The sequence below is a fragment of the Geomonas sp. Red276 genome (genome assembly GCF_054784495.1).
Genome location: NZ_BLXW01000036.1, coordinates 1 through 15,479, shown reverse-complemented (window position 1 = coordinate 15,479; position 15,479 = coordinate 1). Strand labels below are relative to the sequence as shown.

The window sequence follows — 15,479 nt, the reverse complement described above, 5'->3', positions numbered from 1 at the left end:
ATGAGGAGGGCGAACGAGCGGGGGCTCAGCGGGCTTGGTGAGCTGACCGGGTGAGCTGGGCGGGAGGGAGAGTTGGAGCCGGCCGAAGCTTGGCGTGATCAGGAAAACAAAAAAAGGCGGAGCCCGAAAGCCCCGCCTCTATTATTTCGTAATGGCTGCCGTTTACTTCTGGTGGCAGCTCTCGCAGTCGCCGGAGGCGCTGAAGGCGGTTTTGCCGTCGTGGCAGGCGCCGCAGGAGTTCCCTTTCTCCATCTGGTACATGGTGTAGTGCTTCCCGCCGGTGCTGTACGGGAAGATCTTGGTGTGGCAGTCCTTGCACTTGAACTTGGAGAGGTGAGCCTTGTGGTCGAAGCGGGCCACGCCGATGGTGGTCTTGAAGTCGATCACGCCGGGGGTGAAGGCTTTGTGGCACTTGTTGCAATCGCTCACGGCGTAGAAGGCGGTCTTGCCGTTGTGGCAGGCGCCGCAGGATTTACCGTTGGCCATGTCGGCCATGGTGTTGTGTTTCGCGCCGGCCTTGAACTGGAAGATCTTGGTATGGCAGTCCTTGCAGGTGTACTTGGCGGTGTGGTAGTCGTGGCTGAAGACGACCTGGCCGATACCCTTGACCGGGAAGGTGATGTCGTGGGTCTTCATCCCTTTGTGGCAGCGGCCGCAGTTGCCGACCACGGTGAAGGCCCGTTTGTCGTTGTGGCAGGCGCCGCAGGAGCGCCCCTTCTCCATTTCGGCCATGGTCGAGCGGCCGCCGGGGAGGACCTTGGCGTTGTGGCAGCCGTGGCAGTCACCGTTGGTCTTGCCAACGTGGAAGGTGTGGTTGAAGGCTACCTCGCCGCCACCCTTGATCTTGAAATCGACGGTTTTCGGAGTGGACTTGTGGCATTTGTTGCAGCTTTTCGAGTCGGCCACACTGAAGGCCTTCATCCCGGTGTGGCAGGCGCCGCAGGATTTAGTCTTTTCCATTTCTGCCATGGTGAAATGACGACGCTCTTTCAGGTTGAAAATAGCGTTGTGACACACCTTGCAATTGTTGTTATATTTCTTCAGGTGGAACTCATGGCTGAAGGTAACCGACTCGGCGTTTTTAATAGGGAACTTGATGTCCTTTGTTTCCACCGCCCATACCTGGGCGCTGCAAAGGATAAGAAGCGTGAGGATGGCGAGGCGCAACTGCATGGTCCACTCCTTGTGACATTGTTTTAATCTGCCGTCCAGGCAACAGCGGCATAATATACACAGGGTTTGCCGCATCGTCAACGAAAAGTATTGGTTGTTACTTATATTTTTTCCGTCCCGGCCGGCCGGGAAGGAGGTCGTGTGAAATTACGATTCGTTTGGATTTCTCTTCTGATTTTGCTCGCCAGCGGGGCAGCCGATGCCGCCTTTTACCGGTGGATCGACGGCAACGGAGTGGTTCATTTCACCGACAACAAAGACAACATCCCTGCCAAGTACCGGAAGAAGGCCACCAGGTTAAAGCTTCTGGAGGAGCCATCCCTCAATGCCAAACCTGCCACCCCCCCGCCGGCTTCGCCGCCTTCGCCGGTAGCGCCCCCCCCGAAAGGTCCCGAGCTCTACGGCGGCCACGACCAGGCCTGGTGGAAAAACCGCTTCACGACCATGAAGGCCGAGATCCAGGCTGCCAAGGATCGCCTGGCTGAAAAACAGACCAAACTGGTGGAACTCAGACGCAAGAGGGTGATCTACCAGAGGACCAGAGACCGGGAAGCCTACAACACCATGAACGAATCCATCACCGCCGATGAACAAACTCTCAACAATCTGGTCGTCAACGGGGAGGCTCTCACCCAGGAAGCCGACCGGGCGGGAGTCCCTGCGGAGTGGCGCCAGTAGCCAAAACTGTGTCTTTATTAGCGGTTGCGGGGTCGGTTAAGCTGTGCTATAAAAACTTGCCCCTTTTTATACGGAGAATCGCCATAAGATGAACGGAATTGACAAGATAATCGAAACCGCCCTCGCCGAAGACATCCACACCGGCGACATAACCACGCTCTCCATCCTCCCCAAATCCCGCAGTATGCGCGCTCGACTGGTTGCAAAGGAATCCCTGGTCCTGTCCGGGATCAAGGTGGCCGAACGGGTCTTCACCCTGCTCGATCCTAACTGCCGCTTCGAGGCGCTCTTCGCCGACGGCGACCGCGTCGAGAAGGGTGACATCATCGGCCGCATGGAGGGGGATGCCGCGCTCCTGCTCCAAGGGGAGCGGGTCTCTTTGAACCTTCTGCAGCGGATGTGCGGGATCGCTACCCAGACCGCTGCCTACGTGAAGGAATTGAAGGGGACCGGCGCGCGCGTGGTGGATACCAGGAAAACCACCCCCGGCCTGAGGGTGCTCGAAAAGTACTCGGTCAGGGTCGGTGGCGGGACCAACCACCGCACCGGGCTTTACGACGGCGTCCTCATCAAGGAGAACCACATCGCTGCCGCCGGCGGGATCAAGGAGGCGGTGAAGCTTGCGAGGAACTACATCCCGCACACCCTGAAGATCGAGGTGGAGACCGAGACCCTGCAGGATGTGGCGGAGGCTTTGGAAGCCGGTGCCGATATCATCATGCTCGATAACATGTCGCTGGCCGAGATGACCGAGGCGGTGGTGCTCATCGGCAAGCGCGCGCTGGTGGAGGCCTCCGGGGGAGTAAACCTGCAGACCATCCGCGCCATCGCGGAGACCGGCGTCGACATCATCTCCGTGGGGGCCCTTACCCACTCGGTCAGGGCCGCGGACATCTCCATGCTCATGGAGGGTGCTTGAGGGAGGCCGAGGTCGATGCCAGGATACTGGCGCTCTTTAGATCGGGAGACGGTTTCGTCTCCGGCGAATCGCTGAGCAGGCTGCTCGGCGTCTCCCGCACTGCGGTCTGGAAACGAATCAAGGGTCTGAGGGCCGCCGGTTACGAGATCGAGGCGGTGCCCGCCAAGGGGTACCGGCTGGTGGCGGCACCGAGCACCCTCAACAAGTTCGAGATCGGCGAAGGGCTTAAGACCGCACGGATCGGCCGGCCGCTTCTCTGTCTCAAAGAGACCGAATCGACCAACACCGTCGCCTTCAAGATGGCCGAAGAGGGCGCATCCGAGGGGACGGTGGTGATCGCCGAGGGGCAGACGGCGGGGAAGGGGAGGCTCGGAAGGGTCTGGCTTTCTCCTCCGGGGGTGAACCTGTACTGCTCCGTGATCCTGCGGCCTCCGATCACTCCGGTCGCCGCCTGCCAGCTCACCTTTCTCTCCGCTGTCGCCGTCGCGCGCGCCATAGAGGAGTGCACCGAGCTCATCCCCCAGATCAAGTGGCCCAATGACGTTCTCATTGCCGGTAAGAAGGTCGCCGGGCTTTTGAACGAGATGAACGCCGAGACCGAGAAGGTGAACTTCGTGGTGCTCGGCATCGGGGTGAACGTGAACGTTCGGGTCTCCCAGTTGGGCGGGACCTTGCGCCATCCCGCCACCTCCCTTCTCGAAGAGGGGGGCGTGGAGGTGGACCGGCTCAAGTTCACCAAGACCCTGCTGGTCGAGCTCGACTATCTCTATGACCGGTTCCTCGCCGAGGGGGACGCCCCCATCCGGGCCGAGTGGCTCGAGCGGGCGCCGGTCCGGGGACGCAAGGTTTCGGTAAGCACCGGCGACCGCTTGTTCACCGGGATCGCCCGGGGGATCGACTCCTACGGCGGCCTCCTGGTCGAACTCCCCGGGGGACAGATTGAGACCGTCATGTCCGGCGACGTGGCGCTCATCGAGGAATAGAGTTCCCTGGTCCCCCCACTGATAAAGGGGGACAGGGGGGATTGCCTTTCACGGGCCGCCGCTGAAATCCCCCCCAGCGCCCCTTTGTCAAGGGGGGAGTAGATAACTAAAAACCGTAGTTGGAGGTTTCATTTGCTGCTGGTGATCGACGTCGGGAACAGCAACATCGTGCTCGGCATCTACGACGAAGAAAGACTGGTCAGGGACTGGCGGGTGTCGACCGACAAGTCCAAGACCATTGACGAATACGGCATCCTGTTTCACGACCTTTTCCGGCTGGCCGGCATCGGCTTCGAAGACGTCAAGGACATCATCGTCTCCTCGGTGGTTCCCACCCTGACCGGGGTACTGGAGAAACTGGCCCGCCAGTATTTCCGCATCACCCCCTACATCGTGGGTCCCGGCATCAAGACCGGGATGCCGATTCACTACGACAATCCCAAGGAGGTCGGCGCCGACCGGATCGTGAACGCCATAGCCGGTTTCGAGAAGTACCGGCAGGCGCTCATCATCGTCGATTTCGGGACCGCCACCACCTTCGACTACGTCAACAAGAAGGGCGAATACTGCGGCGGAGCCATCTGCCCGGGGCTTGCCATCTCGATGGAGGCGCTCTTCCAGAAGGCGAGCAAGCTTCCCCGTGTCGACATCGCCCGTCCCGCCTCGGTGATCGCCAAGAACACGGTGAACTCCATGCAGGCCGGGATCTTCTTCGGCTATGTGGGGCTCGTCGACGGCATCGTGCAGCGGATGAGGGCCGAGGGGAAGGAAAATCCGAAGGTGGTCGCCACCGGGGGGCTAGCCTCGCTAATCGCGCCGGAGTCGGCCACCATCGAGGCGGTGGACGAATTCCTCACTCTGGAAGGGCTGAGGATCATCTACCAGCGAAACAAGTAGCTCCGGTTTCTTTCTCTGAAGGAAACGGGCGCGGTATCATTTAAGTGAGCTCTTTCGAAGAGACACAGACAAGGGGGTAACCGGGACAGGTTCAAACGAGAGAGTTGAAAAGAGGTTAAGTTTTTCGTTCGCTTTACTCACCGGTCGGGTTTCGTTTCAGAGTGGATCATGACTGATTCTTATTCTAACGGAGGGCACCATGGGAAGGTATGAAACGGCTAAACTGCGCAACCTTGGAATTGTAGCTCACGGCGGTGCCGGGAAGACCTCTTTGGCCGAGGCGATCCTGTACAACTGCGGCATGATCGACCGCCTGGGCCGGGTGGACGACGGCACCTCCACGATGGACTTCGAACCCGAGGAGATCAAGCGTCGGATCTCCATCACCTCCTCTTTGGACCACTGCGAGTGGAAGACCTGCTCCATCCACCTCGCCGACACCCCGGGATACGGAAACTTCATCGCCGACACCCGCGCCTGCATGCGCGCCCTCGACTGCGCCGTCGTGATCCTCTCGGCCATCTCAGGCGTCAAGGTCCAGACCGAAGAAGTCTGGAAGTGGGCGAACGAATTCGAAATTCCCCGCATCGCCTTCGTCAACAAGATGGACCGGGAGCGCGCGAGCTTCCTGCGTGCCATCGACGACATGGAGAAGGCGCTCGGGGCCCGCGGGGTCGCCATCCAGTGCCCGATGGGCTCGGAGGAGAATTTCTCCGGCGTCATCGACCTCGTGAAAATGAAGGCCTACCGCTACGCGGACGACCTTTCCGGCCAGTGCAAGGAGGTGGAGATCCCGTCCGAGTACATGGCCGAGGCCAAGCGGCTGCGCGACATGATGGTCGAGACGGTGGCCGAGGCGTACGACGCCCTCACCGAGAAGTACCTGGAGACCGGGGAGCTGACCGAGGACGAGATTTACGACGGCCTGCGGATCGGCACCCTGCGGAACACCTTCACCCCGGTACTTTGCGGCTCGGCGACCTCGAACATCGGGGTGAGCCACCTGCTCGACGCCATCTGCGCCTATCTCCCGTCCCCGCTGGACCGCACCCCGGCGGTGGGGACCGATCCGGTCAAGCAGGAGGTCGTGGAAAGGGCCCCTGCCGAGACGGAGCCGTTCTCGGCGCTGGTCTTCAAGACCACCTCCGACCCGTACACCGGCAAGATCTCCATCTTCAGGGTCTACTCGGGGGTGCTCAACTCTGATTCGACCATCTACAACTCCACTAAAGGGGTCGAGGAGCGGATCGGGCAGATCTACGAGTTGGAAGGGAAGAAGCAGCACGCGATCAAGCAGGCGGTGGCGGGCGACATCGTGGCGGTCACCAAGCTCAAGGAGACCATCACCGGCGACACCCTCTGCGACCAGGCGAAGCCGATCGTTTACGAGCCGGCCCAGCAGCTGCTGCCGGTGATCAGCTACGCCATCGAGCCCAAGACCAAGAACGACGAGGACAAGATCCACGGCGCCCTGCACCGGATGATCGAAGAGGAGCCGACCCTCGAGTCCCATCGCGATCCCCAGACCAAGGAGTTCATCATCTCCGGCATGGGGCAGGTCCACCTCGAGGTCATCGTCGAGAAGATGAAGCGCAAGTTCGGGGTGGACGTGTTGCTCAAGACCCCGAAGGTCCCGTACCTGGAGACCATCCGCGGTAGTGCCAAGGTGCAAGGGAAGTACAAGAAGCAGTCCGGCGGCCGCGGCCAGTACGGCGACTGCTGGATCGAGCTCTCGCCCATGCCGCGCGGCGAGGGGTACCTGTTCGAGGACAAGATCGTCGGCGGGGTCATCCCGCGCCAGTACATTCCGGCGGTCGACAAGGGAATCCAGGAGGCCGCCAAGGAAGGGTTCCTGGCCGGCAACCCGGTGGTGGACTTCAAGGTGAGCCTCTACGACGGCTCCTTCCACACGGTCGACTCCTCGGAGATGGCCTTCAAAGTGGCGGGGTCCATGGCCTTCAAGAAGGCGATGGAACTCTGCAAGCCGGTGCTCCTCGAGCCGATCGTCAACATGAAGATCACCGTGCCGGACGAAAACATGGGTGACGTCATCGGCGACATCAACTCCCGCCGCGGGAAGGTGGTCGGGGTGGAGCCGAAGGCCAACTCCCAGATCATCCGGGTGGTGGTCCCGATGTCCGAGGTACTGACCTACTCGAACGACCTGCGCTCCATGACCAGCGACCGCGGCCTCTTCACCTCCGAGTTCTCCCACTACGAAGAGGTGCCGAGCCACCTGGCCCAAAAGGTCATAGCGGAGAGCCAGAAGGGTAACGGCAACAACAAGGCCGCCTAGGCGGCCGCAAGCATGCCTCCCCCGTCCCTTGCGGGGCGGGGGAGGCCACTAAAATGTACTGTTTTGAGGAGGATGAGCTACATGTCAGATCGTTTTTCGCCGGAAGATAGTGAACTGGTGCCGGAAAAGAAAAAGTCGCAGCAGTCGTTGCTGCTGCTTCTGTTACTGCTCATTCTCCTCTTTGTCTATCTGTACTTCTTCACCGGACTGATCAAGCCGCGCCCGGAAGAGGCGCCCCCCAAACCGGTCGCCGAGGCACCGGCGGTGAAACAGAAGCTGCCGCCGCGGACCGGCGCCCCGGAGGCCGCCAAGGCACCCGAGGCGGGCCAGCCCGCTCCGGCGGCCCCCGCCGCTCCGGTTCCCCCGGTACAGGCCAAGCCCGCCCCGGCTCCGGCCGCCCAGGCCAAGCCGGCCCCTGCTGCCCAGGCCAAGCCAGCCCCGGCTGCCCAGGCAAAACCGGCTCCGGTGCCTCCCGCCCAGGCCAAGCCCGCTCCGGCGGCTCCCAAAGCCGCTCCCGTACCTGCTGCCCAGGCGAAGAAGCCCGAGGCCCCCAAGAAGGCTGAGCCGGTGAAGAAGGCCGAGGCCAAGAAACCGGAACCTGCCAAAAAACCGGAAGTGAAGAAAGCGGAAGCTGCCAAGCCGGCCCAGAAGCCGGGCGCTGCCAAGGAGGCCAAAGAGGCCAAGGCCGCCAAGCCGAAGGCGGTGGCCAAAGCGGCCCCGGCCTTCGCGCTCGACATCGAGGGGGACCTTGCCCCGAGCGAGGCGGCAACCGTGACCGCCAAGCTGAAACAGGCCGGGATCGGCAACGTCTCCAAGACCAGCGTGCAGAAAAGCGAGGCGATGCACCGCCTGTACCTGGCCGATTTCGCCGACCACGACGAGGCCAAGGAAGAGCTCGACCGTCTCAAGCAGGTCGCTCCCGGCGCCTTCATGCTGAAGGAAAACGGCCGCTACGCCGTCTACGCAGGTTCCTACCTCAGGGAAGGGAAGGCCGCCGTCGAGCAGGACCGCCTGTTCAACAAAGGGGTAAAACTCCTTCTGAAGAGCGCCAACATCAAGGTCCCCGTGTACCGGATGCGCGCCGGCAGCTTCAAGGACAAGGCTGCTGCCGACAAGGCGGCGGCCAAGCTCAAAGGTGCCGGTGTGACCGCCAAGGCCGTCAAAGTCGGCAAGTAAGAGGCTCGGGTGTCCGAAAAGAAGGTGACCTTTACCATATCCGCGGCCGCCGCCCCTTTCGTTGGGAACGACAAGCCGCGGAGTGAGCGGTTGAAGGCCGCCAGAGGGCAGGTCCCGCTGTCTCCCGATGACCTGGTCGTCCTCGTCTACTACCTCTGTCACGACGGCGATCCGGAAGTGAAGGCCACCGCCATCGCCTCCATGCGGGCCATGCCGGCCCGGTTCCTGGTCCAGGTGCTCGCCAACAAGGAGCTGCACCCGCGCATTCTCGACGCGCTGGTGCAGCTCCACTTCAACAAGCCGGAAGTCGTTCCCCTGCTTAAGGCGCACCCGATGCTGAGCGAGCGCTCTGCTGCATTTCTCGCACGCGAGGCGGCTTCCGCGCCGGCTGCCTCTGCTTCCCCTGCCGCGCAACCGCCAGTTCAACCGGCGGCCCAGCCTGCTGCCTCGTCGGAAACTCCGGCAGGTCAAGATGCCGGGGAGGAGGCGGAAAAGTCCGGCGAGGGAAAAGAGGAGAAGGAAGCCGCGCCCGATCAGGAGGGCGAGGTCGACGAGACGACGGAAGAGTTCCAGTCGAAGTACCAGCTCTCCCAGAACATGGGGGTAGCCGACAAGATCAAGATGGCGCTTACCGGTGACAAGGAGTGGCGCTCCATCCTGATCAAGGACTCTAACAAGCTCGTGTCCGGCGCCGTCATCAAGAACCCGCGCATCACCGAGGCCGAGGTGCTGGCCATTGCCAAGTCTCAGGTGCAAAACGATGAGATCATGCGGGTCATCTGTGCCAACAAGGACTGGATCAAGAACTACCTGCTCAGGAAGGCGCTCATCGAGAATCACAAGACACCGCTTCCCGCGGCGCTCAGGTTCATCCCGTCACTGACCGAAAAGGACCTCTCCGCGCTGGCCAGGAGTAAAAACGTCTCCACGGTGATCGCGACCCAGGCGCGCAGGATACTGATGGGAAAAATAGAAGGCAGATAACGGGGGTTACCAATATGGCCTTGATCAATCAGGCTAAGCGCGAGATAAATTCCAAAATCGTCTTTTTCGGACCCGGTCTTTCGGGCAAGGCAAGCACGCTGAAGCACGTCTTCAACAAGCTGAAGCCGGAATTCCGCGGCGTTCTCAAGGCCATGAACGTGCAGGGCGCCCGCATGCTCTTTTTCGACTTCACTCCGCCGGGCGACGGCAATATCGACGGCTTCAAGGTCCGCTTCCACGTCTACACCGTTTCCGGCAATGCGGTCGATCCCTCTGCCTGGAAGATGGTGCTCAAAGGGGTCGACGGGATCGTCTTCGTGGCCGACAGCCACCCGCAGCGCGCCGAGGCGAACCGGGAGAGCCTGGATCGTCTCAACGAGTACCTGGCGGGATACGGCCAGAGCACCTCGACCCTGCCGGTGGTCCTCCAGTACAACAAGAGCGATTTGAAGGACGCCCTTTCCCAGGTAGAGCTCGATGCCATGCTCAACCTCGATCGGGTGCCCAGCTTCACTGCCAGCAGCTATACCGGTGACGGCGTTCTCCAGACCCTCCTTGCCCTGGTCAAGAATGTGCTGGTCGGGATGAGGAGCAAAGGGGTGGACGGGGGCGTCAGCGGTGACGCCCTCCAGCATATGGTGGAGGAGGTCCCTCTCCACGCCGGCGCCGGGAGTACCGCCGCCGATGTTCCCCCGCCGGTGCGTGAACCCGCTGCCGATCGTCGCGGGCGCCCGGGCCAGGAAGGCGAAGCTCCCACGGTATCGGCACCCGCTGCGGCGGCGCCCGTTCCCACGGCCCCTGCCGCAGCGGAACCTGTCCCCGCTCCGCCCGCCGAGCCTTCTCAACCTGCCGCTTCGGTTGCCGCGGCCGGGGATATCACCCTTGAACTCTCGGGCACTCCCCAGGCCGTCGGGCAGGGGTGTATCAGGATCCCGCTTACCATGCGCAGCGGCAACCAGACCACGTCCGTTTCCATCACGTTATCCCTGTCCGTCGAGGATGGGCGCTAAGACGGCACCATCCGTACCGCAGTTTGAGGCCCACGGAAAGCGCTTCTCCAGCCAGACCGGACCACCCCGGCAGGGTAGGAAGGGGCGTTTTCCCACCACATGAAAGGAGGGGCAGCATGGCTGAACTGAAAGGGAGCAAGACCGAGAAGAACCTGTTGGAAGCCTTCGCCGGGGAGTCCCAGGCGCGCAACAAGTACACCTACTATGCCTCAGTGGCCAAGAAGGAGGGATACGAGCAGATCGCGGCTCTTTTCCTGGAGACCGCGGAGAACGAGAGGGAGCACGCCAAGCTTCACCTGAAGGCCCTCGGCGGGATCGGCGACACCCTGGCCAACCTCAAGGCAGCCGCAGCCGGGGAGTACGCCGAGTGGATCGATATGTATCCCCGCATGGCCAAGGAGGCCCGCGAGGAGGGCTTCACCGCCATCGCCATCGTGTTCGAAGGGATCGCCAAGATCGAGAAAGCGCACCAGGAGCGCTACAAGGCCCTCCTGGCCTCCCTGGAGGAGGGAACCGTCTTCCACTCCGACGAGCCTACTTCCTGGAAATGCCGCAACTGTGGTCACATTCACGAAGGGCCCGAGGCTCCCGCCGGGTGCCCTGTTTGTCATCATCCCCGCGGTTACTTCGAACGGGTCGCTGAGAATTACTGATCCAGCCCCGCGCTCCCCTGTCTCGTGAGTAGAGCAGGGGGGCGCGGCGCCCGTTTGAATCCATTCATCTGTTTTACACGGCCTGTCGTTGATGGCCTTTTTTCAAATTCCTTGTATACAATCAGGCTGACATGTTATGATGCCCTGGTTTCTCATTAGCTAAGGAGGCTACGGATGGCAATCATCACCATTTCCAGAGAGATGGGCACAGGTGCCTACGCTGTCGCCAAGGAGTTGGCCAAGCGGCTGAAATATCCCCTCGTCGACCGTGTGAAGATCGAGGAACTGGCACCGAATTACGGTCTGACTACTGAAATACTGGAACGGGTTGACGAGAAGCCTCCCTCCTACCGTACCGCCGAAGACCGCCTCAAGGCCGCACACCTCGCCACCATGGAACTGATCCTGCTGGATTGCGCCAGAAAAGGGAACGTCATCCTGTACGGCCGCGGTGCGCAGGATCTCATCAAGGGGCTCAACAACGTCCTCAAGGTGCGGTTTGTCGCTCCCTTCGAGGATCGCGTCGAGAAGTTCGCCGAGCGCGAGTGGATCGATCCCGATCTGGCCCGCGAGCTGATCAGGAAGAGCGACCACCAGTTGGGAGGCTTCATCCACTTCTACTTCAACCGCGACTGGAACGATCCGCTCGCCTACGACATCGTCTTCAACACCACCCGCATCTCCCAGAGCGCCATGGTGGAGAGCATCGTGGCGGCCGTCAAGGACCCCCGTCTCAAGGAGGCGGAAGAGGAGTCCATGGAGTTGCTTGATGACCTCATCATCGCCAAGAGGGTGGAGGCCGAGCTCTTGAAGTCGAGCCTCGCTCGTGCCCTTCGCTTCTGCATCGTTTCCGAGCAGGGGGTCGTCACTCTTTCCGGTCATGTCCAGTCGGAAGAGGAGATCGATGAGGCGATCAAGCTCGCCTCCGAGGTGGAAGGGGTCGTCGACGTGGAGGCTGACCTCGACGTGCTGAACTTCAAGCCGGCCAAGGACTAACGGAGGCACCAGCCTCACCATGGCCTCCTGGGGATCGGTTGGGTGGGGCGGGATAAACGGCAGGAATAAATAAAGGCGGGGCAATGGAATCCGGGTGGTACCGGGGCGTTGCCCCGCTTTTTTTGTTGGTAATCTACCTTCGCCCCCATCGGGAGGAGGGGCTGGTGAGGGGGCGGTATCGGCAGCGGAAAACCACCCTCACCCGGCCTGCGGCCACCCTCTCCCCTAAAGGGGCGAAGGTACATCTCCGGCCTATAGAGAGGCAAAGCGGGAGTTCAGGGAGTTCAGGGTGTTCAAAGAGTTCAAAGAGTTCAAAGAGTTCAAAGAGTTCAGGGGAGGAAAGGGGAGGAAAGGGGAGGAAAGGGGAGGAAAGGGGAGGAAAGGGGGAAAAGACATGGAATGGTGGCTGAAAGGTTCCCTCCCCTTCAAGGGGAGGGACAGGGTGAGGATGGGGGGGCCAACTGAAGGTTTTATCTCCGGTCCCGGGCCTTCTTGATGCTTTCCGCGCAGATGTAGGGAATCGCCAGGTTTCCCCGGCCGCTCCCCATCTCGATGCCTTCCTCGATACCGTGGTAGTCTGAGCCCCCGGTCCAGATAAGCCCCATCTTCTCCGCGTACGCTTTGAGATAGGCGCTGTCCTGCTCTGTGCAGACGTTGTTGTAGGCCTCGACCCCATCCAGCCCGAGCGCGATCAGGGAATCAAGGATGGCGGTCAGCACCCCCCTGTCCTGGGTCACGGTGGTCGGGTGCGCCAACACCGCCACCCCGCCCAAACGATGGATGGTGGTAAGCGCCTCCTCCATCGGGAAGTACCGCTTCGGTACGTCACACGGGATGAGGTAGCGGACGAAGGCGTCCTGCATGTCCTCGGCGTACCCCTTGGCCATCAGCACCTGGGCGATATGCGGGCGCCCGAGCGCGCCTTCGGCCAGGGCGGCCGCTTCTTCACAGGAAATCGGCTCCCTTTTCTCCCAGCCGAGCTTCTCGTTGATCCGTCCGACGATCGCCTCCCCGCGGCGCTCCCGGCGATCCCGGAATTCCTTCAGGGTCTCCTGGAGCCCGGCGTCGTGATAATCGAGGTAGTATCCCAGCAGGTGGACGTCGCGGTATCCCTGGTAGGCCACCGAGAACTCGATGGCGGGGATCACCTCCAGCCCGCAGGCCTTGCCGGCGGCAAGGAGTTCGTCGGTACCGTCTACGGTGTCGTGGTCGGCGAGGGCTATGGCCTTGAGCCCGAGCCGGCAAGCCATTTCGGCGAGCTCGGCGGGGGTGCGAACCCCGTCGGAATAGTTGGAATGAATGTGCAGGTCCACCAGGTTGCTCATGCGGTCTCCTTGGCCTCCCATCCGCTCCCCTTGGGGGGCTGGACGTGGAGGGTGGTCAGTCGGGTCATTATAGGGCTTTTCCCGGTTTGTGCAACCTTTACCCCCGTTCCTTCACTCGACCCCCGGCGGCGGAACTCAATCCTTCGGGTGCCGGTTCATTTTCCAGCCGCTCCTTCAGCTTCCACTCGCCGTACCCGATAAGGGAGACATTCCCCTCATGAAAGGGAGAAGCGACTGCCGGTCTGGAAATGGGTTGCCTTGCCAGGTTCGTTCTAGTATAAAAAGACTATTTTTCCGGTTGGAATCAGGGGGATTTGTGGCAAAAAATAAGGGGATGTTTTGGGCCGTGCTGGCCATCTCCATCTTCGTTCTTGGAGGGATCTCCACCTTCACCGGCCTTGGTCTCATTGGCTTCATGAACGGGCGGAACCTCCTCAACCTGGGCGACGGGAGGACCTTCGGTCTTCTCCTTCTCTGCGTCGGTCTTTGCGCTTCCATCATGGGAGTGCTGATCATGCGGATCGTCAGGAACCGGGTCTACAGATGAAGGAAGACCAGATCCACCAGGCGATGGCGATCGTCGCCGAGGCGGTCAAGCAGTGGGTGACACCCGCGGTCACCATCGTCGCCACCCAGGACGGCGATCCATTCAAGGTGCTCGTCTCCTGTATACTTTCCCTGCGGACCCGGGACCAGGTGACCGCCGAGACGTCGGCGCGTCTCTTCGCCCTGGCCGACACCCCGGAAAAACTCATTCATCTCTCCGTCGAGGAGATCGAGAAGGCGATCTATCCGGCCGGCTTTTACCGCAACAAGGCCCGGCAGATCCTGGAGATCTCCCGGGAACTGGTCGACCGTTACGGTGGCCGGGTTCCCGACGACCTCGACGAGCTTCTGAAGTTCAACGGGGTAGGGCGCAAAACGGCCAACCTGGTGCTGACCCTTGGGTTCGGGAAAGCGGGGATCTGCGTCGACACCCATGTCCACAGGATCTGCAACCGCTGGGGATACATCAAGACGAGGAATCCCGAGGAGACCGAGAATGCGCTCAGGCTGAAGCTTCCTTCCCAGTACTGGATTCCCATCAACGACATGCTGGTCACCTTCGGGCAGAACATGTGTACTCCGCTTTCTCCCAAGTGCAGCCAGTGTCCGCTGTACCAACTGTGCGAGAGAGCGGGCGTTTCGAAGTTTCGTTAAAACAATGTTTGCATTTCGTCGCCATTTAAGTATAATGAAAAACTGACCTTTCGGAATGAACCAGCAACACTTGCCTAAACAGGCTTACTGATATCACCGTTGCCGACGCATCGGCCACCTTGGGGGGTTATTTATGCTGAAGAAAATCGGTTTTGTAGGATTGGGGACCGTTGGCCTGCACATGGCTGCCAACCTCACCAAGTCGGATTATGAACTGACGGTTTACGACCAGGATCCCCAAAACGTATCGGAACTCGCCAAGCTGGGAGTTACGGTTGGCGAAACCCCGATGGCCACTGCCAAGGGTAAGGATCTGGTCATCGTCATCGTCCCGGAGAGCCGTCACCTGGTCTTCGGCGAGAAGGGCGTTCTTGAGGGGATCGACGCCGGCACCATCATGGTGGACATGGGGACTCACTGCATCGAGACCATCGAGCGGATGGCCGAGGAGTGCGCCAAGCGAAGCGTCTCTTTCCTCGAGGCACCGGTCTGGGGGAGCAAGGAGCACGCCGCCAACGGCCTGCTGACCATCCTCGCCGGGGGCGACGAGTCGCTGCTCGGGCGCTGCCGTGAGCCGTTCTCCTACTTCGGCCTCAACATCATCCACATCGGCAAGATCGGGGACGCCACCAGGATGAAGCTGATCGTCAACCTGCTCCAGGCCGAGATGATGCAGACTCTCTCCGAAGGGCTGGTCTTCGGCGAGAAGATGGGCTTCAAACCGGACAAGATCCTCGAGGTGCTGGACTCCGGCGGGGTCGCTTCGCCGCTGTTCCACTCCAAAGGGCGCAGCATCGCCCGCGGCGACTTCAGCCGTAACCTCGCGCTCAAGTACGTTCATCGCCAGATGCAGCGGGTACTCGAGCAGGCCGACAAGCTGAAGATCGATCTCCCCTCCGCCAAGACGGTCACCTCCGTCTACGGCAAGGCTGTCGAGGACGGCTTCGGCGAGGAGGATTTCTCCGCGGTCATCAAGGAGCTGCGGAAGTAGCCCGATGCTGCAGATGTAAGAAAGAATCCACAGGGGGACGTCGAAAGGCGTCCCCTTTTTCATTCCTGATCCTGATTAGCGCCAATCTTCCGCTAGGCGTAACCACCGCTCTGGTCGGCTGCCAGTCCGGGCAGCGGCAGCAGCGAGGCGGGGAAGCATAGCAGCAAGATCGAAACGACGGTTAAAGCGGTACTGATA

Annotated in this window: 15 protein-coding genes and 1 pseudogene; 13 read left to right on the top strand and 3 right to left on the bottom strand. The window is 61.2% G+C overall.

The window, feature by feature from the left end:
* Positions 1-162: 162 nt before the first annotated feature.
* On the bottom strand, positions 163-1,173 hold the full coding sequence (locus ACYVL5_RS19235; protein WP_460597196.1) for a cytochrome c3 family protein: 1,011 nt from the start codon (positions 1,171-1,173) through the stop codon (positions 163-165).
* Between the two features lie 141 nt (positions 1,174-1,314).
* Here ACYVL5_RS19235 and ACYVL5_RS19230 point away from each other — a divergent pair, with 141 nt between their 5' ends.
* From ACYVL5_RS19230 to ACYVL5_RS19185, 10 genes are all read left to right on the top strand, one after another.
* Complete coding sequence (locus ACYVL5_RS19230) at positions 1,315-1,851, top strand: DUF4124 domain-containing protein (RefSeq protein ID WP_460597195.1); 537 nt, start codon at positions 1,315-1,317, stop codon at positions 1,849-1,851.
* A gap of 88 nt (positions 1,852-1,939) precedes the next feature.
* Positions 1,940-2,770, top strand: coding sequence for a nicotinate-nucleotide diphosphorylase (gene nadC / locus ACYVL5_RS19225; protein ID WP_460597194.1), 831 nt, complete (start codon positions 1,940-1,942; stop codon positions 2,768-2,770).
* The gene (locus tag ACYVL5_RS19220) at positions 2,767-3,753 is read left to right on the top strand and encodes a biotin--[acetyl-CoA-carboxylase] ligase (RefSeq protein WP_460597193.1); all 987 of its coding nucleotides are present in this window, start codon (positions 2,767-2,769) and stop codon (positions 3,751-3,753) included. Before nadC ends, ACYVL5_RS19220 begins: the two co-directional genes overlap by 4 nt.
* 132 nt (positions 3,754-3,885) lie before the next feature.
* Positions 3,886-4,650 (top strand): type III pantothenate kinase, encoded by a 765-nt coding sequence (locus tag ACYVL5_RS19215; protein ID WP_460597192.1) that lies wholly within the window; start codon positions 3,886-3,888, stop codon positions 4,648-4,650.
* Between the two features lie 199 nt (positions 4,651-4,849).
* On the top strand, positions 4,850-6,946 hold the full coding sequence (fusA, locus tag ACYVL5_RS19210; protein ID WP_460597191.1) for an elongation factor G: 2,097 nt from the start codon (positions 4,850-4,852) through the stop codon (positions 6,944-6,946).
* 81 nt (positions 6,947-7,027) lie between these two features.
* Complete coding sequence (locus ACYVL5_RS19205; protein ID WP_460597190.1) at positions 7,028-8,122, top strand: SPOR domain-containing protein; 1,095 nt, start codon at positions 7,028-7,030, stop codon at positions 8,120-8,122.
* A gap of 9 nt (positions 8,123-8,131) precedes the next feature.
* Positions 8,132-9,106 carry a hypothetical protein gene (locus ACYVL5_RS19200; protein WP_460597189.1) on the top strand — a complete coding sequence of 325 codons (975 nt, stop codon included), beginning with the start codon at positions 8,132-8,134 and terminating at the stop codon, positions 9,104-9,106.
* A 14-nt stretch (positions 9,107-9,120) separates the two neighbouring features.
* The gene (locus ACYVL5_RS19195) at positions 9,121-10,116 is read left to right on the top strand and encodes a GTP-binding protein (RefSeq protein WP_460597188.1); all 996 of its coding nucleotides are present in this window, start codon (positions 9,121-9,123) and stop codon (positions 10,114-10,116) included.
* 116 nt (positions 10,117-10,232) lie between these two features.
* Positions 10,233-10,769: a rubrerythrin family protein gene (gene rbr, locus ACYVL5_RS19190; protein ID WP_460597187.1), complete on the top strand. Its 537-nt coding sequence runs from the start codon at positions 10,233-10,235 to the stop codon at positions 10,767-10,769.
* Positions 10,770-10,943: 174 nt separating this feature from the next.
* Complete coding sequence (locus ACYVL5_RS19185) at positions 10,944-11,765, top strand: cytidylate kinase family protein (protein ID WP_460597186.1); 822 nt, start codon at positions 10,944-10,946, stop codon at positions 11,763-11,765.
* 470 nt (positions 11,766-12,235) lie between these two features.
* Here the strand turns inward: ACYVL5_RS19185 and ACYVL5_RS19180 are convergent, their stop codons facing one another.
* A complete protein-coding gene (locus ACYVL5_RS19180; RefSeq protein ID WP_460597185.1) occupies positions 12,236-13,090 on the bottom strand; it encodes a PHP domain-containing protein in 855 nt (284 codons plus the stop codon).
* Positions 13,091-13,406: 316 nt separating this feature from the next.
* Between ACYVL5_RS19180 and ACYVL5_RS19175 the strand changes: the two genes are divergently transcribed.
* From ACYVL5_RS19175 to ACYVL5_RS19165, 3 genes are all read left to right on the top strand, one after another.
* Positions 13,407-13,637, top strand: coding sequence for a hypothetical protein (locus ACYVL5_RS19175; RefSeq protein ID WP_460597184.1), 231 nt, complete (start codon positions 13,407-13,409; stop codon positions 13,635-13,637).
* Positions 13,634-14,290, top strand: a complete 657-nt coding sequence (locus ACYVL5_RS19170) for an endonuclease III domain-containing protein (protein ID WP_460597183.1) — start codon at positions 13,634-13,636, stop codon at positions 14,288-14,290. The genes ACYVL5_RS19175 and ACYVL5_RS19170 overlap by 4 nt, the downstream gene beginning before the upstream one ends.
* Positions 14,291-14,423: 133 nt before the next feature.
* Entirely contained in the window at positions 14,424-15,281 is an 858-nt protein-coding gene (locus ACYVL5_RS19165; protein ID WP_460597182.1) for an NAD(P)-dependent oxidoreductase, read from the top strand.
* A gap of 75 nt (positions 15,282-15,356) precedes the next feature.
* On the opposite strand, the pseudogene ACYVL5_RS19160 reads toward ACYVL5_RS19165, so the two are convergent.
* Positions 15,357-15,479 (bottom strand): annotated as a pseudogene (locus tag ACYVL5_RS19160) (IS1595 family transposase); the annotation flags it as partial.